The organism is Novosphingobium aquiterrae (assembly GCF_042434435.1).
GTDB classification, from domain to species: domain Bacteria; phylum Pseudomonadota; class Alphaproteobacteria; order Sphingomonadales; family Sphingomonadaceae; genus Novosphingobium; species Novosphingobium aquiterrae.
The window spans coordinates 218193-241502 of sequence record NZ_JBHLTL010000001.1 but is presented as its reverse complement, the minus strand read 5'-3'; the positions used below and the strand labels follow the sequence as shown (position 1 = coordinate 241502).

Here is a 23310-nt window from a genome sequence, read left to right as displayed (position 1 = left end):
GGGCGCAGACGCTTTTTCCGGAACACCGTTACCTTATGAAATTTGCCGATCTCGGCCTGTCCGACGAACTGCTCCAGGCGGTCACCGCCAAGGGCTATGACACGCCCACCCCGATCCAGGCCCAGGCCATTCCTTCCGTTCTGATGATGCGCGACCTGATCGCCATCGCCCAGACCGGCACTGGCAAGACCGCCAGCTTTGTGCTGCCGATGATCGATATCCTTGCTCACGGCCGCCGCCGCGCGATGATGCCGCGCAGCCTGATTCTCGAGCCGACACGCGAACTTGCGGCCCAGGTTGCCGAAAACTTCGAACAGTACGGCAAGAACCACGACCTGAAGATGGCGCTGCTGATCGGCGGAGTGCAGATGGGCGATCAGGTCAAGGCGCTCAACGAAGGCGTCGACGTGCTGATCGCCACCCCGGGCCGGCTGATGGACCTGTTCGAACGGGGCAAGATCCTGCTGACCGGCTGCGATCTGCTGGTCATCGACGAGGCTGACCGGATGCTCGACATGGGCTTCATCCCGGACATCGAGACGATCTGTTCGAAGCTTCCGGCGCAGCGCCAGACCCTGCTGTTCAGCGCGACCATGCCGCCGCCGATCAAGAAGCTGGCCGACAAGTTTCTCAGCAACCCGAAATATATCGAAGTCGCCCGTCCGGCATCGACCAATACCCAGATCGTCCAGTTCAAAGTTCCGGTCGCCTCTTCGCGGGTCAAGCGCGACGTGCTGCGCACGATCCTGCGCACCGACAATGTCTCGACCGCGATGATCTTCTGCAACCGCAAGACCACGGTGCGCGAACTGGCCAAGAGCCTCAAGCAAAGCGGGTTTTCCGCGGGCGAAATCCACGGCGACATGGACCAGTCCTCGCGCATTGCCGAGCTTGACCGGTTCAAGGCCGGCACGATCAACATCCTGGTGTGCAGCGATGTCGCCGCGCGCGGGCTCGACGTGAAGGGCGTCAGCCACGTGTTCAACTTCGACACGCCGTGGCATCCCGACGACTATGTCCACCGCGTTGGCCGCACCGGTCGCGCCGGGGCGACCGGCCGCGCTTTCACCCTGATCGCGCCGGAAGATGCCGAAGCGATCGAAAACGTCGAGAAGCTGACTGGCGGCAAGCTGGAAGTTTATGAAGTAGCGGGCGAGGGTGAAGCCAAGCCGGCCCGCGCCGCGCGCGAAGAGCGTCCGGCCCGCGAAGAGCGTCCTGCTCGTGAAGAGAGGCCCCGCCGCGAACGCGCCCCCCGGGCGGAACGCGCCGAACCTGCCCCCAAGGCAGAACAAGCCGAACGCGCTCCCCGTCCGCCGCGCGAAGAACGCGCCCCGCGCGAGGAACGTGCACCGCGCGAGGAACGTGCTACTCGAGCCGAGCCCCGCCGCGAAAGCCGCCCGCGCCGTGCGGAACCGGCAGAGGCGCCCAGCGAAGCCGGCGAGTGGAACGGCCCTGTGCCAAGCTTCCTGGGCTTTTCGGCGCTGTAGTTCTTATTCAGTGCGTGTTATTCTAAGTTCAGATGGACCAGTCTGAGCGCCTTGATCATGCAAGCATTCGAGGCGCGATTGAGGCGTATTTGTCGCTCATTGACGGTCAAGCCAAAGTTGATCTTACAGACTATAGTCTGTTGGCGGTCACGCTCGATAGGCTTGTTCTTGAGTATCACATCACTGAAAGTCTTGAGCCTTCAGATTCCGACATCGAAACCCCAGAGATCTCGGGAGCGGAGATCTATAGCCGGGCAGGAAAATCGTTTCCCGAGTTGGGGCTTTATCCTTGGGCCGATGTAAACGATGAGCCGGGTTCAAAGCCGGGTGTTGCTGATGCGATTGATGATCTAGCTGATATTGCGAGAGATCTCTTGGAAGTGCTTTGGTATTTCGATCAGAATCGCATTCAGGATGGCATTTGGCAATTTCGCTGGGGCTATCAGAATCATTGGGGAGCGCATCTGCATAAGCTGCGGGTGCTCCTTCATTCTCCGAAGATATGCGCTTGGTAGCTGAGCAAGCTACTCAGCCAGTTTCACAAAGCTGTCGATCACCCGTTTCGGCCCGGCGCTTTCGAAGTCGATCTCAAGCTTGTTGCCTTCCTGCGCGGTGACCGTGCCGTAGCCGAACTTTTCGTGGAACACCCGCGCCCCTACCGCCACATCGTCGCGTGGTTTGGCGGCGAAGCTGGCGGCGCTGCGGGTCGATTCGGCGACGCGCTTGGGCGTCGTATCGAATTCGCGCGTCGTGGCGCGCTGCCAGCCGGGGCCACGCCCCGTACCGCGCGCGACATGGGCGAAAGGATCGCTCGCTTCCGACCACTGCGCCCGCCATAGCGAGGCGCCGCCCGACAGCGTGGTTTCCTGCTCTACGTGGGCCTGCGGCAGTTCGCCGATGAAGCGGCTGGGGATCGAACTGGTCCACTGGCCATAGATGCGCCGGTTGGCGGCATGGATGATCGTGCAGCGCCGCCGCGCACGGGTGATCGCGACATAGGCAAGCCGGCGTTCTTCCTCGAGCGCGGAGAGCCCGCCTTCATCCATCGCGCGCTGGCTGGGAAACACGCCTTCTTCCCAGCCGGGCAGAAAGACGTGATCGAATTCCAGCCCCTTGGCGGCGTGGATGGTCATGATCGTCAGCTTTTCGGCGCTGTCGTTGGCGTCGTTGTCCATCACCAGGCTGACATGCTCGAGGAAGTCGCCGAGCGTCTCGTATTCTTCCATCGCGCGGGCCAGTTCGGTCAGGTTTTCCAGCCGTCCGGCGCTTTCGGCGCTCTTTTCTGCCTGCAGCGCGGTCGTGTAGCCGCTTTCCTCTAGGACGGTGCGCGCCAGCTCGGCCGGGCTGAGTAGCTTGGCCGCTTCACGCCAGCGCCCGACATCGCGCATCAGCGCGAACAGCGTGTTGCGCGCCTTGGTCGGCAGCTCGTCGGTGTCGGTGATCTCGAACGCCGCGAGACTCAGCGGGACGCCGCCGGCGCGGGCGTGGCGGTGGATCTTTTCCAGCGTCTTGTCGCCCAGCCCGCGCTTGGGAGTGTTGTAGATCCGTTCGAAGGCCAGATCGTCGCTGGGCTGGGTAATCAGCCGCAGATAGGCCAGGGCATCGCGGATCTCGGCGCGCTCATAGAAGCGGAAGCCGCCGACGATCTTGTAGGGCAGGCCGATCGCGATGAAGCGGTCCTCGAACTCGCGGGTCTGGAACTGGGCACGGACCAGGATCGCGACGGTGGCCAGGCTGGCGCCCTCGCGCTCAAGCCGCTCAGCCTCTTCGCCGATCCGGCGCGCTTCTTCCGGGCCGTCCCACACGCCGATCACGCGGACCTTGTCACCGCCGTTGCGCGTGGTCCACAGCGTCTTGCCCAGCCGCTGGCTGTTGGCGTCGATCAGGCCCGATGCAGCGGCGAGAATGTCCGGTGTGGAGCGATAGTTCTGTTCCAGCTTGATCACCTTGGCGCCGGGAAAATCCTTTTCGAAGCGCAAGATATTGGCAACTTCTGCGCCGCGCCACGAATAGATCGACTGGTCGTCATCCCCCACCACGCAGATATTCTTGTGGCCCTGGGCGAGTAGGCGCAGCCACAGGTACTGGACCTGGTTGGTGTCCTGGTATTCGTCGACCATGATGTATTTGAAGCGCTGCTGGTACTGTTCCAGAATCGCCCGGTCGGTGCGCAGGATATTGAGCATATGCAGCAGCAGGTCGCCAAAATCGCAGGCGTTGAGCGCTTTCAGCCGGTCCTGGTACAGCCGGTAGAACTTCTGCCCCTGGCCATTGGCGTAGCTTTCGTTTTCCGCGGCATCGAGATCGGCGGGGTTGAGCCCGCGGTTCTTCCAGCGATCGATGCATTGCGCCAGTTGCCGCGCCGGCCAGCGCTTTTCATCCAGCCCCTCGGCCTGGATCAGCTGCTTGAGCACGCGCAGCTGATCGTCGGTGTCAATGATCGTGTAATTGCTCTGGAGCCCGACCAGTTCGGCATGGCGGCGCAGCAGCTTGGCGGCGATCGAATGGAACGTGCCGAGCCACGGCATCCCCTCGACCGCCGGACCTACCAGGTGACCGACCCGCTCCTTCATCTCGCGCGCGGCCTTGTTGGTGAAGGTGACGCAGAGGATTTCACTTGGCCAGGCGCGGCGGCTGCGGACGATGTGGGCGAGCCGGGTGGTCAGCGCTGCGGTCTTGCCGGTGCCTGCCCCGGCCAGCATCAGCACCGGGCCGTCGACCGCCAGCACCGCCTCGCGCTGCGGCGGGTTCAGCCCCTCGAGCAGGGGGTCATCGGCAGATTCGGGAAGCTGGGACACGGGTGAACAGCTAGGGAACATCGCGGTTGGGCGCAAGGGGCGTGCGGCTTGCCGATCATCGGGAACCAGCGGAACGATCGGGCGTTGAACAGCCATATACGTCGTAGCGAGCAAGGAACGAACCATGAAGCAGATGTTATTCCTGGGGATGGCGGCAACCGCCCTTATGACGCTTCCGGCACAGGCCCAGACGATGGATCCGGCCATGCCGATGCCGTCCGCGACGCCGCCGATTCAGGTTCAGGCCAACCCGGCCAGCGCGGAGGCGCCCAGTGCGACGCCGCCCAACCCGACCACTGCGGCTGACCCGGTACCTCCGGCAGTTCCCGCCGATCCTTCGTACCAGGCCGGAGCCTACAAGGGCGCGCTGACCGCACCGCCGGCAGAGGCGTTGAACAAGGTCTATCCGCTGTGCACCAAAACGCTGCGCGACAGCTGCCGCAATCCCGGCGGAAAGTAACACCAAGCCCGATAAGGGTCGCAGGAAAGGGCGCCGGGCAACCGGCGCCCTTTTTGTTTGACAGGCCGCCTGCTGCCAGCAACCAGCGCAGGCGATGAACCCGCTTCGCCAGCACCGCCGTATCCTGACCGCATCGCTCACCGGCACGGCGGTCGAGTTCTACGATTTCTACGTCTTCGCCACAGCCACCGCGCTGGTCTTTGGCGAACTGTTTTTCCCAAAAAGCTCGGCCGAAGTGCAGGGCATCGCCAAGTTCATGGTCTTCGGCCTGGCCTTCATCGCCCGGCCGATCGGAGCCGTGGCATTCGGTCATTTCGGTGACCGTGTCGGGCGCAAGGCTACGCTTGTGGCCTCACTGCTGTTGATGGGGGCCTCGACCCTGCTGGTGGCGTTCCTGCCGGGCTATGCCGATGCCGGGTTCTTCGCCCCGCTACTGCTGTGCATTCTGCGTTTCGGGCAGGGCCTGGGGCTGGGCGGCGAATGGGGCGGGGCCGCGTTGCTGGCAACCGAGAATGCGCCGAAAGGCTGGGAAAGCCGCTTTGGCGCAGCGCCCCAGCTGGGTGCACCGCTGGGCTTCCTGGCCGCCAATGGACTGTTCCTGCTGCTCGGGCTGTGGCTGAGCGACGCCGATTTTCTCAGCTGGGGCTGGCGGGTGCCGTTCCTTGCCAGCGCGGTACTGGTCGGGATCGGGCTGTGGGTTCGGCTGAATATCGGCGAAACCGCGCAGTTCCGCGCTGCGCTGGACCACGCCCCGCCGCCGCCCATTCCGCTGTGGACCCTGCTGCGCGGTCATGGCGGCGCGGTGCTGGCAGGCAGCGCGGGCGTGGTGGCGTGCTTTGCCTTGTTCTACCTCTCGACCGCCTTTGCGCTCGACATCGGGACGCGCCAGCTGGGCTATCCGCGCGAAACGTTCCTGCTGTTGCAGCTGGGCGCAAACTGCTTTCTGGCCGCCGGGATCGTCATTGCCGCGTGGCTGTCCGACAAGGTCGGAGCGGGCTGGGTGATCCTGATCGGGGCGCTGGCGACGATGGTGGTTGGCCTGGGCTTTGCGGGCGGGCTGGCCGGGGGCACTCTGGCGATTTTCGCAACCTTGTCGGCAGCGTTGTTCGTGATGGGCTTTGTCTATGGCCCGCTCGGCGGGTGGCTGACGACGCTGTACCCGGTTCCGGTACGCTACAGCGGCGTTTCGGTGGCATTCAACGCCGGGGGGATTGTTGGCGGTGCGGTTACGCCGCTGGTAGCCAAGGCGATGAGCGACGCCGGCCATGGCAGCCAGATCGGGCTGTTGCTGGTCGCAGCCGGGGCCTTGACCCTGGTCGGCGTCAAGCTGGCGCGTCCGGCAGCCGCAGCAGCGTAATCCGCGCCTTGCCGACGATCCTTTCGGCTACGGGTTCAAGCGACTTGAGCACCGGCGGTTCTTTGGCGCCGGTTTCGAGGCTGACCCAGGTCGCCGGGCCGATCCAGCCGAGCCGGACCAGCTTGTCGAGCGCGACGCCGCCCGCGCCCGAACCATAGGGCGGGTCAAGCAGGATCAGGTCGAGCGGGGCCTTGGCCGGGCCCAGCGCCAGGACCGATGCGGCGCGCACGTCGCAGCGCTCGGCAGCACGCAGCGCGGCGATATTGGCGCGCAGCGCGCGGATCGCGGCGGGGTCCTGCTCGGCGAACAAGCAGGAGCCCGCGCCGCGCGACAGCGCCTCAAGCCCCAAGGCGCCCGAACCGGCGAACAGATCGGCCACGGCCAAACCCTCGAAGGTGCCGATCCGGCTGACCAGCATCGAGAACAGTGTCTCGCGCGTGCGGTCCGCTGTGGGCCGGGTGACCTCGCCCGCAGGGACCTGTATCTTGCGGCCGCGCCATTCGCCGGCGATGATCCGCAGGCTCATTTGCGCGGCCCAGGCTTGCGCGGGCCTGAGCGCGAACCACCCGGCGGCCGCGCGCCGGGCTTGCCCGAAGCCGGACGCTTGGGGCGGTCGATCAGCTTGCCATCTTCACGCGGTTTGCGCGGCAAGGGGCGCTTGCCGGGCTTGGCCCCAGCGCGGCCTTCCGCCTTGTCCGGCATCGCAGGGCGCTGCGCATCGCGGCGGGCACGCTGGACTCGGGCGCGGGCCATGCTGTCGGCATCGCGCGGGGCTTCGGGGCCGGGCGCGGAGCCAGGCACCTTGAGGGTGCGGACGAAGCGTTCGACCTCTACCTGACGCACCTCCACCGCCGCGCCGCGCGGCAGATCGAGCAGCTCGAACGGGCCATAGGCGGTGCGGATCAGGCGGCTGACTTCCAGCCCCAGATATTCCAGCACGCGCCGCACTTCGCGGTTCTTGCCTTCGGTGATGGTCACTTCGATCCACTGGTTGCGCCCGGTGCTGCGCTCCATGTTGGCGTTGATCTTGCCATAACGCACGCCTTCGATCTCGACCCCCTCGATCAGCGCATCGAGCTGGTCCTGGGTCACCGCGCCGAACGTGCGCGCGCGGTAGGTGCGGGGAAGGCCGGTGGCGGGCAATTCCATCGTCCGCTTGAGCCCGCCGTCGTTGGTCAGCAGCAGCAGCCCCTCGGTGTTGAAATCGAGCCGTCCGATCGGCATCACCCGGCGCGCATCGGCGGGCAGGGCGTTGCGTAGCGCGGTGTAGATCGTCGGGCGGCCGGCGGGATCGCGCTCGGCGGTGAGCAGGCCGGCGGGCTTGTGGAACAGGAACAGCCGCGCCGCTTCGGGCGCCTTGACCGGGGTTCCGTCAACGCTCACGCCCTTGAGGCTGGTCAGCAGGGTCGCCGGCGTCGTGACCACCACGTCGCCGATCTTGATCCGGCCATCCTCGATCATCCGCTCGACCTCGCGGCGGCTGGCCACGCCGGCACGGGCGAGGAGCTTGGCGATGCGGTCACCTGCGCGGGGTTTGTCGACTGGGCTGTTCATGTGCCGCCCTTAGCTTGGCAACTGGGCTGCGTCACCCTTCCTTGATCCTCTCCGTTTTTGCCGAATGGCACAAATGGGGAGGTGGCATTCGCGCCAGCAAATGACGGAGGGGTCTCTACCCTCGCGCCATTACCCCTCCGTCTTGGCTTTGCCGAGCCACCTCCCCATTTGCGCTACGCGAAAATGGAGAGGATCTAAGAAACGGCCATTTGCTCGGCGATGATCTCGTGCAGGCGGCGGATCCCGCCTTCCAGCGTGCCCAGCGTCACTTCGCCGATCGCCCCGCTGGACAACCCCTGCTGGCCGAGCGCCGCGGCTCGGAAATCTTCTCCAGCGAAAACGCCGCCATCGAGCAGGTTCCAAGACCGCTGCCAGTGATCGCGGGCCTTGTCGCTTTGCGGCGCTTCGGGGATCAGCATGAAATCCTCGACCAGAGTCCGGTCGACCGCCTGGGGCCACAGCGTCATGATGTTGATGTAATCGGGGCTGATAACCACCACCGTCGCCGGGAACAGCTGATAGGCAAAGGTGCCGATGCGGCGCAGCGCGGTCATGTCGGTCAGATCGACCCCGGCCAGTTCCTCAGCGCGGCAGACCAGGCTGCGCTGGTGCGGGCCGATCTGATCGCCGCTGGATATCCCGTCCTTGAAGAACGGCCCGATCGTCTGGGCGTGGAGCCGGGTGACGTGATAGCTTTCCAGGAACGCGTCCATGATCAGCTTCCAGTTGGACGCTACGTTATGGGTCTGCCGCGCGAACAGGTGCAGGTCGCGCATGGCAAAGGCGTCGAAGTCGGCCCCCAGCTCGCGCGCATCCGCAAAGTCGGCGGTGCTGTCGGGACCGTACCAGATCAGACCGCCAGCCTCGCAGCTGGGCAGTTCGACCAGGCCGAACGCGCCCTTGTCCATGCCGGGAAACGTCTCGGGCCGGGGCAGGGCGAGCAGCCGCCCGTCGAGCGCATAGGTCCAGGCGTGATAGGGGCAGGTCAGCCGCTTGGTGCAGGCCACGTCTTGCCCTTCGACCAGCCGGGTGCCGCGGTGGCGGCAGACGTTGAGGAATACGTGCACGTCGCCGTTTCCGTCGCGGGTGATGAGCAAGGGCCGGCCGGTGGCGTCGTGCGGCACGCTCATCCCCGGATCGGGAATCAGCGCAGAGGGGCACAGGACCTGCGGCATCCGGCCAAACAGTGCGCTGCTTTCCGCGGCGAAGTGTTCAGGATCGGTATAGACCACTGTGGGCACTGTGGTGATCCCGCGGTTGGGGCGCGTGCACCCTTCTGCGATCTGCTGCGCCAGGGCCAGCTGGCCCGCGGTCGGGGTTGTCCCCGGAAGCGTGGTTGTCCTCTCCATGGGGACTAGGCATAGACCATTTCGGCGCTAGGTTCGCCAGTAAAGTTGGGTCGTTAGGGTGTTGCAATGTCGGTTGATCTTATCCGGTTCCTGATCTTTGCCGGAGTGCTGATTGCGCTGGTGCTGATCGCGCTGACCAGCAAGACCTTCCGCCCCTATATTCGCAAGGCCCCGCTGGTCGCTTTCCTGCTCGGCATATCCAGCGGTTTCCCGCTGACGCTACTGGTAGCAACGATGACCTTCTGGCTGGCCAAGGTGAAGATCGACACGGCGACGATCGGCTTCGCGGTGGCGCTGGGCATTCCCTATACGATCAAGTTCCTGTGGGCGCCACTGGTCGACAAGCTGCACTTGCCGTTCCTGACCCGCCGGTTCGGGCAGCGCCGCGGCTGGCTGTTCCTGATCCAGGCGCTGCTGTTCCTCTCGGTATGGCAGCTGGGCGCCAGCGATCCGCGCCCGGGGCACCTGACGCTGTTTGCAATCTGGGCGCTGATCACGGCGTTCCTCTCCGCGACGCAAGACATCGTCATCGACGCCTACCGCATCGAAATCCTCGACGAGGAAGAGTTCGCTCACGGCACCGCGACCAACCAGTTCGGCTATCGCACCGGCAATCTGATCGCCGGGGCGGGGACGATCTATTTCGCCTCGACCGAGGGACTGGGGCTGGGCTGGGCGACGGCTTACGGCCTGACCGCGTTCTGCATCGTCCCGGCGATCCTGGGAGCATTGTGGATCGGCGAAGGCCGCTTCGTCGACCGCTTCGCCCATGTCAGCGGCATGAGCACGCGGCAGTTCCTGACCGAGGCGGTGATCAACCCGTTCCGCGAATTCCTCTCGCGCCACGGCGCATTCATTATCCTTGCCTTTGTCCTGCTCTACAAGGTCGGCGACGCGATGGGCCAGGCCATGCTCAGCCCGATGATCGTCGATCTGGGTTTTGCCGATCTCGACTATATCTCGGCCAACAAGATCTGGGGCTTTGCCGCGCTGATCGTCGGATCGGCGCTGGGCGCCCCGTTCATCCTGTGGCTGGGCATGGGCAGGGCGCTGCTGATTTCGGGTCTGCTGATGATGTTCTCCAACGTCATGTTCATGATCCTGGCGCTCAGCGGCAACAATTACTGGATGCTGGTGGCGGCGATCGGGACCGAGAACCTGACCAGCGGGATCGGCCTGACGGTGTTCACCACCTATCTTTCGGGCCTGTCGAGCATTGCCTATACCGCGACGCAGTTCGCGCTGCTGTCGTCGTTCGCCGGGGTCGGCCGAACCTTCATGGCCGGGCCGGCCGGGATCATCGCCGACAAGTTCGGCTGGTTCGGCTTTTGGGGCTTTACCGTGGTCGCCGCCGTACCGGGGATGCTGCTGCTGTGGACGCTGTGGAGCAAGGGCTATGTCGTTCAGGGCATCCGCCAGACCGGCGGGATCGACGAGACGGCACTACGCCAGCCAATCGGCTGGCCGCGCCTGGCGGGCTTCTCCCTGGCGGTGCTGGGCCTGGTCGGACTGCTGCTGTCGCAACCACTCAAATGGGCTAATTCGACGACGCTTGCCTGCGCCGCACTGCTTCTGGTGGGCGGGGGCATCGCCTGGCTGGCCCGGCCTAGGGCCGCGGTCAGTCCGGACGTTCGCGGTTGAGCCGCAGCACCTCGCCGGCCAGGTAAAGCGACCCGGCAATCAGCACGTCGCCTTCGGGCGGAAGTGCGCCAAGCGCCGCCGCAACATCGGCAAAGGCGCGGACCGGCAGGTCGGCATGCGCGGCGATATCTTCTGGGCGGTGCGCGTCGTGGCCGGGGGCGGGGATGACCGACAGGCTGAGCAGATGCCCGCGCAGCGGCGCGACGATCGCGGCCGGATCCTTGCTGGATAGCATCCCGGTGATCAGGTGCAGCGACGGCGCACCGGCAAAGTGCCGCGCGATTGCCAGGCCCGCGTCGACGTTGTGCCCACCATCGAGCCACACCGTGCGCCCCGGCACCAGCGCGGTCAACGGCCCCGGACCAAGCCGCTGCAACCGCGCCGGCCAGCGCGCGCTGGCGATGCCGCGTGCCATTGCTTCGGGCGAAACCGGCACGCGGTCCTGGTGCCGCAGCATTGCCACCGCCAGCGCGGCGTTATCGGCCTGGTGCGTGCCGGCCAGCGCAGGCAGCGGCAGGTCCAGCGCGCCGTGGCGGTCGCGATAGGCAATCCGCGCGCCGATCGCGGCGTGCCAGTCGAGCCCGCGGATCGCGGTTCGGGCGCCGACCTGCATCGCGTGGTCGATGATCGTGCGGGTCATGTCCGGGCAATAGGCCTGGGTCACCAGCGGCACGCCGGGGCGAGCAATTCCGGCCTTTTCAAAGGCGATCCGGCATAGCGGGTCCTCCGGGACGCCCGCTTCCGGCGTGAGTAGAAAGGCTTCGTGATCGATTCCCAGGCTAGCGATCCCGCAGGCGGCCTGGCCATCGAGCACATTGGTTGCATCGAAGCGCCCGCCCAGCCCGACCTCGATCACGCAGACGTCGGCCGGGATGCGGTGAAAGGCCAGGAAGGTCGCCGCCGCAGTGACTTCAAAGAAACTGGGCGCCAGGTCTTCGCCAGCGTCCAGCACCTCTTGCAGCAGGTCGGCCAGCAGGTCGTCCGCGATCAGCTTTCCGGCAATCCGGATGCGTTCGTTGTAACGTACCAGGTGCGGCTTGGTCGCGGCGTGGACCGTCAGACCCTCGGCCTCGAACATCGCGCGCAGATAGGCGCAGGTGCTCCCCTTGCCGTTGGTCCCGGCGACATGGAACACCGGCGGTAAATCGCGTTCGGGATTGCCCAGCCGCGCCAGCAGGGCGTGGATCGTCTCCAGCCCGATCCGACCTTGTGGCAGGCTCAGCGCGCCCAGCCGATCGAGCTGCGCCTGGACGCGCGGATTGTCCGAAATCGCGAAATCGCGCATCGGCGGATCAGGCCGCCTTGGCCGCGCCCAGATAGTCGAGCACGGAGGCCAGCGTCGCCTTCAGGTCGCGGCGGTGCACGACCATGTCGACCATGCCGTGTTCGTGCAGGTATTCGGCGCGCTGGAAGCCTTCGGGCAGCTTCTCGCGGATCGTGTCCTGGATCACCCGCTGCCCGGCAAAGCCGATCAGGCAGCCCGGCTCGGCAATGTGCACGTCGCCAAGCATGGCATAGCTCGCGGTGACCCCGCCGGTGGTCGGATCGGTCAGCACCACCACATAGGGCAGCCCGGCGCGCTTCAGGCGGCTGATCGCCACGGTCGCCTTGGGCATCTGCATCAGGCTGAGAATGCCCTCCTGCATCCGCGCGCCGCCGGCGGCGGTGCAGATCACATAGGCGCACTTGTCCTTGATCGCGCGTTCGGCCCCGGCGACAAAGGCTGCGCCGACCGCCATGCCCATCGACCCGCCCATGAAGGCAAAGTCCTGCACGCCAAGCACAACCTTGTGCCCGTCGATGCTGCCGGCCGCGTTGGTCAGCGCGTCCGGATGCGGATTGGCGGCGCGGGCGGCCTTGAGCCGGTCGGGATACTTCTTCTGGTCGCGGAACTTGAGCGGGTCTTCTTTGACCTTGGGATTGTCGAGCACCTTGAACCCGGGGTCGAGCAACTGGCCCAGCCGCGTATCGGCGCCGATCCGGCCGTGATGCTCGCAGCGCGGGCACACGCTCAGGTTTTCCTCGTACTCCTTGGTGAACAGCATTTCGGTGCACGACGGGCACTTGGTCCACAGGTTGTCGGGGGTGTCGCGCTTGTCCTGAAAGGGCAGCGCTTTGCGAACACGATCGATCCAGCTCATGCGCGCTTACCTAGCACCGTGGACGGCGGCGGCAAGCGCAGCCGTCAGTTCGCGGACCGGGCCGGCGGCGTCCGTCCCATGTTGCGCGACAAGTTCGACCAAGGCCGAGCCGACCACCACGCCGTCGGCCACCCTGGCGATCGCTGCCGCCTGTTCGGGCGTGCGCACGCCGAAGCCGACCGCGACCGGGATGGTGGCGTGCTGCTTGATCCGCGCGACGGCCTCGTCGATGCTGGCCTGCGCGGCCTGTTGCAGCCCGGTGATCCCGGCGACCGAGACGTAGTAGAGGAACCCCGACGAGCCTTCGAGCACCGCCGGCAGCCGCGCCGCATCGGTGGTCGGCGTGGCCAGGCGGATCAGGCTGACCTGGCGGGCGCGCAGCGCGGGACCAAGCTCGGCATCTTCTTCGGGCGGAATGTCGACGCAGATCACCCCGTCGACCCCGGCCTTGGCACACTCAGCGGCGAACCATTCGGGGCCGCGGGTCACCATAGGGTTAGCATAGCCCATCAGCACCAGCGGCGTGTCGGGATGCTTCTCGCGAAAGCGCAAAGCGATGTGGAAAATGTCGGCGGTAGTCGTCCCCGCGCCCAGGCTGCGCAGATTGGCCGCCTGGATCGCCGGGCCATCGGCCATCGGATCGGTGAACGGCATGCCCAGCTCGATCACATCCGCGCCGCCCGCGACGAGCGCGTCGAGGATCGAGAGCGTGGTCTCCGGCGTCGGATCACCCCCGGTGACGAAGGTGACGAGGGCGGGGCCCTTGGCGAAGGCGGATTGGAGGCGGGTCATGCTTTGGTCTTCCCGACTCGGAAGAATTCAAAAACTGCCATCGCAGTGGCAAAGAGAACGACAAAGGCCGCGTCTGCCCCACCAAACTGCTCGCCTTTTTGGACCAATCGCCACACCAACATAAAGATAGCCATGAAACAGAAGACTAATGCGGCACGGCGCACAGGCCAGTTTGGCCTCACAGCGGAGAGGTCATCCGGATTTCTATGTCTCCGGTGCTGACGCCTCACAACTCCACCCCCAGATGCTCCGCGACCGAGAAGATATCCTTGTCGCCGCGGCCGCACAGGTTGGCGAGCACGATCTGGTCCTTGCCCATGGTCGGCGCGACTTTCTTGACCGCGGCGATGGCGTGGGCCGGTTCGAGCGCGGGGATGATGCCTTCGGTGCGGCACAGCAGTTGGAAGCCGTCGAGCGCTTCGGTGTCGGTGACCGAGGTATAATCGACCCGCCCGACTTCCTTGAGCCAGGCGTGCTCGGGGCCGATCCCGGGATAGTCGAGCCCCGCGCTGATCGAGTGGCCCTCGGTGATCTGGCCGTCCGCGTCCTGCAGCAGGTAGGTCTTGTTGCCGTGGAGGATGCCGGGGCGGCCACCGGCAAGGCTGGCGGCATGTTCCTTGTCGAGGCCATGCCCGGCTGCCTCAACGCCCAGCATCTTCACGTCGGGATCGTCGAGAAACGGGTGGAACAGCCCGATCGCATTGCTGCCCCCGCCAATTGCCGCGACCAGCAGGTCGGGCAAGCGGCCCACCCGGCTGAGCATCTGGGCACGCGCTTCCTTGCCGATCACGCTCTGGAAATCGCGGACCAGCTCGGGATAGGGGTGCGGGCCGGCGGCGGTGCCGATGATGTAGAAGGTGTCGTGGACATTGGCGACCCAGTCGCGCAGCGCCTCGTTCATCGCGTCCTTCAGTGTAGCCGCGCCGGCAGTGACTGGGCGCACTTCTGCGCCGAGCAGCTTCATCCGGAACACGTTGGGCGCCTGGCGCGCCACGTCGGTCGCGCCCATGAAGATCACGCAGGGCAGGCCGAACCGCGCGCAGACCGTGGCGGTAGCCACGCCGTGCTGGCCCGCGCCGGTCTCGGCGATGATCCGGGTCTTGCCCATCCGGATCGCCAGCAGGATCTGGCCGATGCAGTTGTTGATCTTGTGCGCGCCGGTATGGTTGAGCTCGTCGCGCTTGAACCAGACCTGGGCGCCGCCAAGCTCTTCGGTCAGCCGCGGCGCGAAGTAGAGCGGGCTGGGGCGGCCGACATAGTGTTCGAGCAGATCGTCGAACTCGGCCTTGAACGCCGGATCGGCCTTGGCCGCGGCATATTCGCGCTCCAGATCGAGGATCAGCGGCATCAGCGTTTCGGCGACGTAACGCCCGCCGAACTGGCCGAAGTGTCCGCGTTCGTCAGGCTGGGTGCGATAGGAATTGGCGGTGGTCATAGGCGGGCCGCTTGGCAGAACGCCGCGATCAAGTCCACATCCTTGACCCCCGGAGCGGTCTCGACTCCCGAAGAGACATCCAGCAGCGGCGCGCCGGTAATCCGCACCGCCTCGGCCACGTTGGCCGCGGACAGGCCGCCGGCCAGGCCCCACGGCCCGGGATGGCGCGCTGCGCGCAACATGGTCCAGTCGAACGACAGTCCCATGCCGCCCGGCAAGGCGTTCCTGGGCGTCTTGGCGTCGTAGATCAGCCGGTCGAAGCTGTCATAGTGCCCCAGCGCCGCCAGATCGCCCGGACCGGCCACTTCCAGCACCGCCCAGATCGGCAGCCCGAACCGCTGCCGGACCTCGGCCCGGCGCGCGGCGCTTACACGGTGGAGCTGGATCGCATCGAGACGCCCTGCTGCCACGGCATCGCCCAGCAGGTCGTCGTCGGGATCGACGAACACGCCGACCCGCCCGATCCGCGAACCGGCCTGTTCGGCAAGCCGCGCGGCCTGTTCGGCGCTGACCACGCGCGGGCTGGGCGCATAGAACATCAACCCGGCGAAATCGGCCCGCGCGGCAATCGCCGCTTCGAGCGTTTCGACGGTCGAAATGCCGCAGATCTTGATCAGGGGGGCGGGCATTCCCGCCTAATAGCCAAAGCCCCGTTCGTGTCGAGCATCGTCGAGACACCTGTGCGCGGCGTCTCGACTTCGCTCGACGCGAACGGGGGGATTGGAAAGTTCTACGGTGCCAGTTCGAACTGCACCGTGACATTGACCTGCGATTCGACCTCGCCCACCGCAATTGGGGTCGATTCGGCGCGGTCCATCGCCGCCTTGGCGTACATCACCGGCATCGGCGGCGGGGCATAGCCGCCGCTTTCGCTGATCGAGACGATCCGCACCACGCGAAGGCCGGCGGCGCGGGCGTAGAGCTGAGCGCGGGCGCGGGCCTTGGTCATCGCGGCTATCCGGGCTTCATCCTGCGCCACATCGGCATCATCGACCTGGAAGCTCGGGCCGTTGATATTGTTGGCCCCAGCCGAGACCAGCGCGTCGAGCACGCCGCCCATGGCCTTCAGGTTGCGCTGCTTGACCGATACGGTGTTGTTGGCCTGGTAACCGACGATGCGCGGTTCCTGCGTCACCTGCCCGTTGGGGCCGATCACCGGCTGGCCGTAGATCGGATTGAGGTTGATATTGCTGGTTTGGACGTCCTTGTCGGCGATCCCGGCTTTCTTGAGTGCGGCAAAGACCTTGGCCATGGCTGCGGCATTGGCGCTCATCGCCTCGCCCGCGGTCGCGCCTTGCGTGGTCACACCGGCGCTGAACATCGCGAGATCGGGCGTGCGGGTCGACTTGCCGTCAGCGGACACGGTCAGCAAGGTATTGCCCTGGGCAATGGCGGGGACGGGGGTGGCGGTCTGGGCCATGGCGGCTCCCGATGTCAGGCCAGCGGCGACAAGCGCGCCGGCGGCAATGGCAAGTTTCAGCGATTTCATGGCAATACTCCTTAGGTGCCGTTTGCGCTGCATTGGACGGGCCGTGCTTTCTGCGCGGTGAACTAACGCGCGGCTGCCTAGAGAGTTGCCTCGATCGCGCGGGCGGCGGCGACGGGATCCTCGGCGCGGCTGATCGGGCGGCCAACCACCAGAATGCTTGCGCCGTCGTTGCGGGCCTGGCGCGGGGTCACGGTGCGCTTCTGGTCACCGGCCTTGCCGTCTGGCAGGCGCAGACCGGGAACGACGAAAAACCCGTCCTTCCACTGGCGGTGGACCGCGCCGACCTCATGCCCCGAACAGACGATACCGTCGAGACCGGCCTTGTGCGCCAGTTCGGCCAGGCGCAGAACCTGGTCGTGCGGCGTGCCGCCGATCCCGGTCGCTGCCATGTCATTTTCGTCCATGCTGGTAAGCAGGGTCACGGCAACGACCTTGCAATGCTCTCCGGCGGCGGCCTTGGCGTCTTCCATCATCGCCTGTCCGCCGCTGGCGTGGACCGTGACGATCGCCGGTTCGAGTACATGGACCGCCTGCATCGCCCCGGCGACGGTATTGGGAATGTCGTGCAGCTTCAGGTCGAGGAATAGCGGCAGGCCGATCTTGGCAATCTCGTGCACGCCGTGGTGGCCATGGGCATAGAAGAATTCCATCCCCAGCTTGAGCCCGCCGACATGATCCTTGACCTTGCGCGCGACGGCCTCTGCCGTTTCAAGACGGGGAAAATCGAGCGCGAGGTAAACGGGGTTGGTGTTCATAGGCCGGGCGATTGCTGGTCAGCGGCCGCCGCGTCAAGCTGGGTTGCGCTGCCGACCATGGTCGGGGTCGATACCGAAGCCGCGCGGACCGAATTTTCCAGCGCGCTGATCCGCCGGTTGGCCCGCCACTTCGTACCCTTGTGCAGCAGCCACATCGGCAGCAGGCCCATCAGGAACGAAATCATGACCAGCACCGGCAGCTTGGTTTCAAGGATCAGACCTTCCCAGATCTTGATCGATACGACCTGCCAGTTGTTCAGCGAAAACAGCAACAGCGCGACCAGGACCAGTACCCAGACGATGGTGCGGATGATTTGCATTGGCCGTATCCTCGTAAACGTCAGGCGTCGGGCAAAAGGCTAGGCACTTTGGTGGGCGAAGGGAAGGGCTTAGACAGGAAAGCATCGACATCGGCGGCGCTGCGATCGGCCGCTTCTTCCATCGGCACGTGTCCGATGCCCGGGTAAACGATCTTCTGCGACCCGGTGATCTGGCTGGCGAACCAGTCCGCGCCGCTGACCGGGATCAATTTGTCATCCGCGCCCCACAGGATCAGGGTTGGGACCGCAATAGTCCCGATCCGGCCGACGTCGCGATTGCGCCCGGAGTGCGTCGCGAACCGATCCAGAGTTGCCTGGCGATTGCCGGGATAGCGGTTGAGTTCCCAATAGCGATCGATCGCGGCGGGGGTAACTACAGCCTGGTTGGATACTGACTGGTGCACCGATTTTTCGAACAGCGAACGCGGCGTAATGACCAGGGCCAGTTTGCTCAGCACCGGGTTCTGCATGAGCTTGAAGCCGATAGGGAGCTTCTTGTGCGGGTCTTCGGGCGGGCCAGCGGCATCGACCAGGATCAGGTGCGTCAGCTTGCCGGGGTGCGCCAGGGCATATTCCCAGGCTACGTAGCCACCCATCGAATTGCCGGCGAGCGCGAACTTGCCGACGCCCAGCTTGACCATCAGCGCGTCGAGCGTGGCGACGAAGGCATCGCCGTCGTACTTGCCGGCCGGGTTCGGCCCGGTCAGCCCGTGCCCGATCTGGTCGAGGCTGATAACGCGGTATTTCGCGCCGAGCCGTGCCACCCAAGGCTCCCAGGTGTGGAGCGAGGCGTTGGAGCCGTGGAGCAGTACCAGCACCGGGCCGTCGCGCTTGCCCTCATCACGCACATGCATGGTCAGCCCGCCGCCGACATCGACAAACTGCGAGGCCGCGTTGGCGTATTTGGCCCTCATCGCGGCGATATCGGTATCGGGGGCATAGCCCCAGGCGAACAGGGCGATGACGGCCACGAGGAGCAGGCCGAGGGTCCACTTGAGCAGCCGCTTCATCGCAAATCCCCTTGTTCGTCAGTCCCCGAACACCCGCGCAAAAATCGTGTCGATCGCCTTGAAGTGGTAGTCGAGATTGAACTTCTCTTCCAGCTCCGCCGCGCTCATTACCGCGCTGACTTCGGGATCGGCCTTGAGCAGTTCGAGCAGACTGAGCTGTCCGTCGCTTTCCCACACCTTCATCGCATTGCGCTGGACCAGACGGTAGCTGGCATCGCGCTCGAGGCCCGCCTGGGTCAGCGCCAGCAGCACCCTCTGCGAGTGGACCAGGCCGCCCATCTTGTCGAGGTTGCGCTGCATCCGCTCGGGGTAGACCAGCAGCTTGTCGACCACCGAGGTCAGCCGCGCCAGCGCGAAGTCGAGCGTGATCGTCGCGTCGGGACCGATGAAGCGTTCGACCGAGGAATGGCTGATGTCACGCTCGTGCCACAGTGCCACGTTTTCCAGCGCCGGGGTGACCGCCGAGCGAACCATCCGCGCAAGGCCGGTGAGGTTTTCGGTCAGCACCGGGTTGCGCTTGTGCGGCATCGCGCTGGAGCCCTTCTGCCCGGGCGCGAAGTATTCCTCCGCCTCCAGCACCTCGGTGCGCTGCAGGTGGCGGATCTCGATCGCGAGGCGCTCGATCGAGCTGGCGATCACCCCAAGGGTGGCAAAGAACATCGCGTGGCGGTCGCGCGGGATCACCTGGGTGCTGACCGGCTCGACCGCCAGGCCCAGCTTATCGGCAACGTATTCCTCGACCGAGGGATCGATATTGGCAAAGGTCCCGACCGCGCCCGAAATCGCGCAGGTCGCCACTTCGGCGCGCGCTGCCACCAGCCGCGCCTTGCAGCGGGCGAACTCGGCATAGGCCTCGGCCAGCTTCTTGCCGAAGGTGGTCGGCTCGGCATGGATGCCGTGGCTGCGTCCGATGGTCGGGGTGTATTTGTGCTCCAGCGCGCGCTTCTTGAGCGCGGCGAGCAGGGCGTCGAGGTCGGCGAGAAGCAGGTCGCTGGCCTGGGCCAGCTGCACCGACAGCGTGGTGTCGAGCACGTCGCTGCTGGTCATGCCCTGGTGCATGAAGCGGGCTTCGGGACCGACCTGCTGCGCCACCCAGTCGAGGAAGGCGATCACGTCGTGCTTGGTCACCGCCTCGATCGCGTCGATCGCGGTGACATCGATCTTGGGATTGGTCGCCCACCAGTCCCACAGCGCCTTGGCCCCGCTGGCCGGGACCACGCCCAGTTCGCCCAGCTTCTGCGTGGCGTGCGCTTCGATCTCGAACCAGATGCGATAGCGCGCCTCCGGCTCCCAGATCGCGGTCATCGCGGGGCGGGCATAGCGGGGGACCATGTGAAACTCCTTGGGTTTGTGCTGGAGCCGCTAAGGGAGGGGGTGCCGGAAGGCAAGGGGCGGGGCAGGCCCTGTCCACCTAAGTCAGTTGGCTGGCATGCCCGGCAACAATCCGCCAACTGCCAGATGTGCATTGCCATAACCGCGTATAGGCAAAGGTTCCCGCAAAGGTGGCGCCAGCATAGCTGCCTGCAAGATCCGCCCTGACGGTCGCAACGACCTGGTCATCAAGCGGCCATAGAGTCGAATCCGTGATGTCCAGCTTGCTGAGGCGGAGCATGCCGTTGGCATGCGCCGCGAGATCCTGTTCCTTGCCGGTCACGGTTCCATCCGGCGTTGTAAAGACCAGGCGGTCGTCGATCAACGCGTCCAAAGTCGATACATCGCCAGCCAGCATTGCAACCTGCAAGCGCGTTTCAAGTGCGCGCACCGTAGCGACCGAATCCGTGTCGTCCATCATGCCGCTACCGGCGGCTCGTTGTAGCTGCCCTGCATGGTGATCGCCGCGTCGGGCGTGGACAGGATCGCCTTGAGGGTCTCGACCGGATAGGCCAGTTGCGGCTTGCTGGCGTCATAGGCCGGTTGCGGCACCGGGCCTGTGGCAGTGCAGGGCGGGGGATTGAGCATGGCCTGGGCTTCTTCGCCCGAAATGCCGCATTCCGCCAGCATCGCCGGATCGACCCAGTGCGCGGAGTCGACTTCGCTGACCGCGTAGCTGACTTCCAGCGTCAGCCCTTCTGGCCCGGCGAAGTAGATCGACTTGCAGAAGCCGTGGCCAATCGGGCCAATTGCGGGAACGCCAGCCTCACGGATGCGGTTCTGCATGGCGATCAGCCCGGCCTCGTCAGGGACGCGGAAGGCCACGTGCTGCATGGTCCCAGCGGCGCACTTGCCCGCGCCGGTGCCTGCATGGGTGATGCCGATGGTCGAGGGGATCTCGGCAATCCCGGCCAGTTCGACCACCGAGAAGAAGCTGTCATCGGCCATCCGCAGGAAGGCATGCTTGCCGCCGGGCACGCCGTGCATGTCGAACAGGCCGACCAGCGGAAAGCCCATCACCTGGGTGAAGAAAGTCAGCTGTTCCTTCATGTTCGCCGACATGATCGCGATGTGGTGGATTCCATCAGGCTGCTGGACGGTCATTGGGCCTCTCCTCGATTTAATCGCCAGATTAAGAGAGATCGCTCGTGATTGCCAGCGGGGCTTGCGCGGAAGGTGGCAAGACGCCACCACTGCGTTCAGTGCAAGTCGCTCCGCTCCCTCGCCGTTCGTTTCTTGCCGCTGCGGCGGCGCTGGCGCTGGTGCCGCGGCGGTTGCACGCGCAGGAGGTCGCCGTGTTCAAATCCAACCGTCCGGCAAGCGCCGCGCGCAAGTTCGTCAGCAAGGCGGTCGAGCGCGAGATCGACCGGGTTTCCGCGCTGATCGCCGATCCCGAGCTCAAGTGGCTGTTCGGCAACTGCTTTCCCAACACGCTGGATACAACGGTGTTCATGGGCACGGTCGACGGGAAGGACGATGCCTTCGTCATTACCGGCGATATCCCGTGCCTGTGGCTGCGCGATTCGGCGGCGCAGATGCGGCCCTATCTGCATCTGGCCGCGGGTGATGAGGCGCTGACCAGCCTGTATCGCGGACTGATCCGCCGCCACGCCCGCTGCGTGCTGATCGATCCCTATGCCAATGCCTTCATGAAGGATCCGGCCGATCGGACGGCGCTGTTCTGGTCGCGAACCGACAAGACTGAGATGAAGCCGGGGGTGGCCGAGCGGAAATGGGAAGTCGATTCGCTGTGCTATGTCCTGCGCCTGGCCCACGATTACTGGCAGGCGACTGGCGATATCGAGCCGTTCGACGACACCTGGGCCAAGGCGGCCAGAACCATCGTTGCGACCTTCAAGGAACAGCAACGCAAGGACGGCCCCGGTCCCTACCGCTTCCAGCGTCAATCGACCCAGCCGACCGAAACGACCCTCGCCGGGATTGGCGTTCCGACCCGCAAGACCGGGCTGATCCATTCCGCCTTCCGCCCCTCGGACGATGCCTGCACCTATCCCTGCAACATCCCGGGCAACCTGTTCGCGGTGGCGACGCTGCGCGAGCTTGCCGAAATAGCGCGCGCCGTGCTGCGGGACGACGTTCTGGCCGACGACGCCTTGGCCCTGGCCGCCGAGGTCGAGGCGGCGGTGATGGCGCACGGGACAATGGTCTTGCCCGACGGCCGCCAGGTCTTCGCCTATGAAACCGACGGCTATGGCAACCACCTGTTCATTGACGATGCCAACGTGCCGTCGCTGCTCGGACTCGCCTATCTGCGCTGTTTCCCTGCAAGCTATCCCCTCTGGCGCGCCACCGCCGATGCGGTGTGGAGCGAGGCCAATCCGTGGTTCTTTAAAGGCATGGCTGCCGAGGGCATCGGCGGGCCGCATATCGGCGAAGGGCAGGTCTGGCCGATGTCGATCATCCTGCGCGCGCTATCGAGCGACGACGATGCGGTGATCACCTGGAGCCTCAAGACCCTGCGCGCCACCCACGCCGGCAAAGGCTTCATGCACGAAGCCTTCGACAAGGACGATCCGGCGAAGTTCACCCGCGAATGGTTCGCCTGGGTCAACGGCCTGTTCGGCGAACTGGTGGTCAAGGTGGCGAACGAGCGCCCGCATTTGCTGGCGGTGGATTATAGCGCGGTCTAGGGCCGCCATCCGAATTCAAGCGCGGTCTCGCCGGTCGGTTCTCCCGCCGCGTCAAAGCGCCGTTCGATGATTCGTCCCTGCCCCCCGGCATCGACCAGCACCACGGTCGAGCAGCGCGTCCCGTAGGCGGGATTGCGGATGAACACCGAGGAGAACGCATCTTCCGGATCGGCCGACTGCGGCGTCGGGTCCGTCAGCGCGGTGAACAGGTCAGCGGGATCGTACGTACCATCCAGCCACCGCGCCAGTGCGCTTTCCAGCCGTGCGGTCTTGAACCAGCGGTCGCCGCGCGCACCGTTGGACAGGCCGTGGATTCCGGGTTCGAGTTCGATCTGCTCAACTGCGGGTTGGTTGGAGACAAACAGCAGGCGATCCCGATCGGCAAGCCACAGGTTGAACGGGTTCATTGTTTCCACCGCCTGCGGAGCCTTGCCGTGCAGCCAGTCGCTGACCAATGCCCCGCGCGATGCCAGGTCCGGGCGGGGATAGCCGGGTACGCGCAGGTTGGTGACCAGGCCAAAGCGGCCCGCGCTGACGCCCAGCCAGGTGCCGCCGGCCTGCAGATCGCGCCCGGCCAGCGTGCCATCACCCCAGTCGTGCAGCGGCGCGGTGGGACGGGCGTGGAACTCGTCGCGGTTGCCGATCGCCACCATTGCCCAGCGCGGATGCGCGGCCCAGGCGATGGCGGCAACGCACATCG

General features: G+C 65.7%; 24 protein-coding genes. 6 read left to right on the top strand and 18 right to left on the bottom strand.

The window, feature by feature from the left end:
* Positions 1 to 35: 35 nt before the first annotated feature.
* Together ACFFF7_RS01300 and ACFFF7_RS01295 are read left to right on the top strand one after the other, a co-directional pair.
* Positions 36 to 1487: a DEAD/DEAH box helicase gene (locus ACFFF7_RS01300; protein WP_379479553.1), complete on the top strand. Its 1452-nt coding sequence runs from the start codon at positions 36 to 38 to the stop codon at positions 1485 to 1487.
* Positions 1488 to 1519: 32 nt separating this feature from the next.
* On the top strand, positions 1520 to 2002 hold the full coding sequence (locus ACFFF7_RS01295) for a DUF5063 domain-containing protein (RefSeq protein ID WP_379479552.1): 483 nt from the start codon (positions 1520 to 1522) through the stop codon (positions 2000 to 2002).
* A gap of 9 nt (positions 2003 to 2011) precedes the next feature.
* Here the strand turns inward: ACFFF7_RS01295 and ACFFF7_RS01290 are convergent, their stop codons facing one another.
* The gene (locus ACFFF7_RS01290) at positions 2012 to 4306 is read right to left on the bottom strand and encodes an ATP-dependent helicase (RefSeq protein WP_379480447.1); all 2295 of its coding nucleotides are present in this window, start codon (positions 4304 to 4306) and stop codon (positions 2012 to 2014) included.
* 103 nt (positions 4307 to 4409) lie between these two features.
* Here ACFFF7_RS01290 and ACFFF7_RS01285 point away from each other — a divergent pair, with 103 nt between their 5' ends.
* Both ACFFF7_RS01285 and ACFFF7_RS01280 read left to right on the top strand, forming a co-directional pair.
* Complete coding sequence (locus tag ACFFF7_RS01285) at positions 4410 to 4745, top strand: hypothetical protein (RefSeq protein ID WP_379479551.1); 336 nt, start codon at positions 4410 to 4412, stop codon at positions 4743 to 4745.
* A gap of 94 nt (positions 4746 to 4839) precedes the next feature.
* Positions 4840 to 6102, top strand: coding sequence for an MFS transporter (locus ACFFF7_RS01280; RefSeq protein ID WP_379479550.1), 1263 nt, complete (start codon positions 4840 to 4842; stop codon positions 6100 to 6102).
* On the opposite strand, the gene rsmD is transcribed toward ACFFF7_RS01280, so the two are convergent.
* The 3 genes from rsmD to ACFFF7_RS01265 form a co-directional block, all read right to left on the bottom strand.
* The gene (gene rsmD / locus ACFFF7_RS01275; RefSeq protein WP_379480446.1) at positions 6068 to 6622 is read right to left on the bottom strand and encodes a 16S rRNA (guanine(966)-N(2))-methyltransferase RsmD; all 555 of its coding nucleotides are present in this window, start codon (positions 6620 to 6622) and stop codon (positions 6068 to 6070) included. The two genes, ACFFF7_RS01280 and rsmD, sit on opposite strands and share 35 nt — an antisense overlap.
* A gap of 2 nt (positions 6623 to 6624) precedes the next feature.
* Entirely contained in the window at positions 6625 to 7656 is a 1032-nt protein-coding gene (locus ACFFF7_RS01270; protein ID WP_446686283.1) for a pseudouridine synthase, read from the bottom strand.
* Between the two features lie 194 nt (positions 7657 to 7850).
* On the bottom strand, positions 7851 to 9005 hold the full coding sequence (locus tag ACFFF7_RS01265) for an aromatic ring-hydroxylating oxygenase subunit alpha (RefSeq protein WP_379479549.1): 1155 nt from the start codon (positions 9003 to 9005) through the stop codon (positions 7851 to 7853).
* A gap of 66 nt (positions 9006 to 9071) precedes the next feature.
* Here ACFFF7_RS01265 and ACFFF7_RS01260 point away from each other — a divergent pair, with 66 nt between their 5' ends.
* The gene (locus ACFFF7_RS01260) at positions 9072 to 10646 is read left to right on the top strand and encodes an AmpG family muropeptide MFS transporter (protein WP_379479548.1); all 1575 of its coding nucleotides are present in this window, start codon (positions 9072 to 9074) and stop codon (positions 10644 to 10646) included.
* Here ACFFF7_RS01260 and ACFFF7_RS01255 read toward each other — a convergent pair.
* The 13 genes from ACFFF7_RS01255 to ACFFF7_RS01195 all read right to left on the bottom strand — a co-directional run bounded on the left by ACFFF7_RS01255 (position 10624) and on the right by ACFFF7_RS01195 (position 21063).
* On the bottom strand, positions 10624 to 11931 hold the full coding sequence (locus tag ACFFF7_RS01255) for a bifunctional folylpolyglutamate synthase/dihydrofolate synthase (RefSeq protein ID WP_379479547.1): 1308 nt from the start codon (positions 11929 to 11931) through the stop codon (positions 10624 to 10626). The two genes, ACFFF7_RS01260 and ACFFF7_RS01255, sit on opposite strands and share 23 nt — an antisense overlap.
* A 7-nt stretch (positions 11932 to 11938) precedes the next feature.
* Positions 11939 to 12787, bottom strand: a complete 849-nt coding sequence (gene accD, locus ACFFF7_RS01250; protein ID WP_379479546.1) for an acetyl-CoA carboxylase, carboxyltransferase subunit beta — start codon at positions 12785 to 12787, stop codon at positions 11939 to 11941.
* Positions 12788 to 12793: 6 nt separating this feature from the next.
* On the bottom strand, positions 12794 to 13579 hold the full coding sequence (gene trpA / locus ACFFF7_RS01245) for a tryptophan synthase subunit alpha (RefSeq protein ID WP_379479545.1): 786 nt from the start codon (positions 13577 to 13579) through the stop codon (positions 12794 to 12796).
* The gene (locus ACFFF7_RS01240) at positions 13576 to 13713 is read right to left on the bottom strand and encodes a hypothetical protein (RefSeq protein WP_379479544.1); all 138 of its coding nucleotides are present in this window, start codon (positions 13711 to 13713) and stop codon (positions 13576 to 13578) included. Before ACFFF7_RS01240 ends, trpA begins: the two co-directional genes overlap by 4 nt.
* Positions 13714 to 13805: 92 nt before the next feature.
* Positions 13806 to 15014, bottom strand: coding sequence for a tryptophan synthase subunit beta (trpB, locus tag ACFFF7_RS01235; RefSeq protein WP_379479543.1), 1209 nt, complete (start codon positions 15012 to 15014; stop codon positions 13806 to 13808).
* Complete coding sequence (locus tag ACFFF7_RS01230; RefSeq protein ID WP_379479542.1) at positions 15011 to 15643, bottom strand: phosphoribosylanthranilate isomerase; 633 nt, start codon at positions 15641 to 15643, stop codon at positions 15011 to 15013. The genes trpB and ACFFF7_RS01230 overlap by 4 nt, the downstream gene beginning before the upstream one ends.
* Before the next feature lie 101 nt (positions 15644 to 15744).
* Positions 15745 to 16503 carry an SIMPL domain-containing protein gene (locus ACFFF7_RS01225; protein ID WP_379479541.1) on the bottom strand — a complete coding sequence of 253 codons (759 nt, stop codon included), beginning with the start codon at positions 16501 to 16503 and terminating at the stop codon, positions 15745 to 15747.
* 77 nt (positions 16504 to 16580) lie between these two features.
* Entirely contained in the window at positions 16581 to 17258 is a 678-nt protein-coding gene (gene pyrF / locus ACFFF7_RS01220; protein ID WP_379479540.1) for an orotidine-5'-phosphate decarboxylase, read from the bottom strand.
* Entirely contained in the window at positions 17255 to 17578 is a 324-nt protein-coding gene (locus ACFFF7_RS01215; RefSeq protein ID WP_379479539.1) for a LapA family protein, read from the bottom strand. The genes pyrF and ACFFF7_RS01215 overlap by 4 nt, the downstream gene beginning before the upstream one ends.
* A 20-nt stretch (positions 17579 to 17598) precedes the next feature.
* A complete protein-coding gene (locus tag ACFFF7_RS01210) occupies positions 17599 to 18588 on the bottom strand; it encodes an alpha/beta fold hydrolase (RefSeq protein ID WP_379479538.1) in 990 nt (329 codons plus the stop codon).
* 18 nt (positions 18589 to 18606) lie between these two features.
* Positions 18607 to 19920: an adenylosuccinate lyase gene (gene purB, locus ACFFF7_RS01205; protein WP_379479537.1), complete on the bottom strand. Its 1314-nt coding sequence runs from the start codon at positions 19918 to 19920 to the stop codon at positions 18607 to 18609.
* A 79-nt stretch (positions 19921 to 19999) separates the two neighbouring features.
* Positions 20000 to 20377: a nuclear transport factor 2 family protein gene (locus ACFFF7_RS01200; protein ID WP_379480445.1), complete on the bottom strand. Its 378-nt coding sequence runs from the start codon at positions 20375 to 20377 to the stop codon at positions 20000 to 20002.
* Positions 20377 to 21063: a VOC family protein gene (locus tag ACFFF7_RS01195; RefSeq protein WP_379479536.1), complete on the bottom strand. Its 687-nt coding sequence runs from the start codon at positions 21061 to 21063 to the stop codon at positions 20377 to 20379. The genes ACFFF7_RS01200 and ACFFF7_RS01195 overlap by 1 nt, the downstream gene beginning before the upstream one ends.
* Before the next feature lie 98 nt (positions 21064 to 21161).
* On the opposite strand from ACFFF7_RS01195, the gene ACFFF7_RS01190 reads away from it, so the two are divergent.
* Positions 21162 to 22610 (top strand): glycoside hydrolase family 125 protein, encoded by a 1449-nt coding sequence (locus ACFFF7_RS01190; protein WP_379479535.1) that lies wholly within the window; start codon positions 21162 to 21164, stop codon positions 22608 to 22610.
* Here the strand turns inward: ACFFF7_RS01190 and ACFFF7_RS01185 are convergent.
* Positions 22607 to 23308 (bottom strand): NRDE family protein, encoded by a 702-nt coding sequence (locus ACFFF7_RS01185; protein WP_379479534.1) that lies wholly within the window; start codon positions 23306 to 23308, stop codon positions 22607 to 22609. The two genes, ACFFF7_RS01190 and ACFFF7_RS01185, sit on opposite strands and share 4 nt — an antisense overlap.
* Between the last annotated feature and the right edge of the window lie 2 nt (positions 23309 to 23310).

Bases quoted from the DNA above. Each gene is read 5' to 3' on its own strand.
- ACFFF7_RS01185 (WP_379479534.1), bottom strand. From the start codon at position 23,308: ATGTGCGTTGCCGCCATCGCCTGGGCCGCGCATCCGCGCTGGGCAATG.
- ACFFF7_RS01225 (WP_379479541.1), bottom strand. From the start codon at position 16,503: ATGAAATCGCTGAAACTTGCCATTGCCGCCGGCGCGCTTGTCGCCGCT.
- trpB (WP_379479543.1), bottom strand. From the start codon at position 15,014: ATGACCACCGCCAATTCCTATCGCACCCAGCCTGACGAACGCGGACAC.
- accD (WP_379479546.1), bottom strand. From the start codon at position 12,787: ATGAGCTGGATCGATCGTGTTCGCAAAGCGCTGCCCTTTCAGGACAAG.
- ACFFF7_RS01265 (WP_379479549.1), bottom strand. From the start codon at position 9,005: ATGGAGAGGACAACCACGCTTCCGGGGACAACCCCGACCGCGGGCCAG.
- ACFFF7_RS01195 (WP_379479536.1), bottom strand. From the start codon at position 21,063: ATGACCGTCCAGCAGCCTGATGGAATCCACCACATCGCGATCATGTCG.
- ACFFF7_RS01255 (WP_379479547.1), bottom strand. From the start codon at position 11,931: ATGCGCGATTTCGCGATTTCGGACAATCCGCGCGTCCAGGCGCAGCTC.
- ACFFF7_RS01300 (WP_379479553.1), top strand. From the start codon at position 36: ATGAAATTTGCCGATCTCGGCCTGTCCGACGAACTGCTCCAGGCGGTC.
- ACFFF7_RS01280 (WP_379479550.1), top strand. From the start codon at position 4,840: ATGAACCCGCTTCGCCAGCACCGCCGTATCCTGACCGCATCGCTCACC.
- ACFFF7_RS01210 (WP_379479538.1), bottom strand. From the start codon at position 18,588: ATGAAGCGGCTGCTCAAGTGGACCCTCGGCCTGCTCCTCGTGGCCGTC.
- pyrF (WP_379479540.1), bottom strand. From the start codon at position 17,258: ATGAACACCAACCCCGTTTACCTCGCGCTCGATTTTCCCCGTCTTGAA.
- ACFFF7_RS01290 (WP_379480447.1), bottom strand. From the start codon at position 4,306: ATGTTCCCTAGCTGTTCACCCGTGTCCCAGCTTCCCGAATCTGCCGAT.
- ACFFF7_RS01260 (WP_379479548.1), top strand. From the start codon at position 9,072: ATGTCGGTTGATCTTATCCGGTTCCTGATCTTTGCCGGAGTGCTGATT.
- purB (WP_379479537.1), bottom strand. From the start codon at position 19,920: ATGGTCCCCCGCTATGCCCGCCCCGCGATGACCGCGATCTGGGAGCCG.
- ACFFF7_RS01230 (WP_379479542.1), bottom strand. From the start codon at position 15,643: ATGCCCGCCCCCCTGATCAAGATCTGCGGCATTTCGACCGTCGAAACG.
- ACFFF7_RS01295 (WP_379479552.1), top strand. From the start codon at position 1,520: ATGGACCAGTCTGAGCGCCTTGATCATGCAAGCATTCGAGGCGCGATT.
- ACFFF7_RS01200 (WP_379480445.1), bottom strand. From the start codon at position 20,377: ATGGACGACACGGATTCGGTCGCTACGGTGCGCGCACTTGAAACGCGC.
- ACFFF7_RS01270 (WP_446686283.1), bottom strand. From the start codon at position 7,656: ATGAACAGCCCAGTCGACAAACCCCGCGCAGGTGACCGCATCGCCAAG.
- ACFFF7_RS01240 (WP_379479544.1), bottom strand. From the start codon at position 13,713: ATGGCTATCTTTATGTTGGTGTGGCGATTGGTCCAAAAAGGCGAGCAG.
- ACFFF7_RS01215 (WP_379479539.1), bottom strand. From the start codon at position 17,578: ATGCAAATCATCCGCACCATCGTCTGGGTACTGGTCCTGGTCGCGCTG.
- ACFFF7_RS01285 (WP_379479551.1), top strand. From the start codon at position 4,410: ATGAAGCAGATGTTATTCCTGGGGATGGCGGCAACCGCCCTTATGACG.
- trpA (WP_379479545.1), bottom strand. From the start codon at position 13,579: ATGACCCGCCTCCAATCCGCCTTCGCCAAGGGCCCCGCCCTCGTCACC.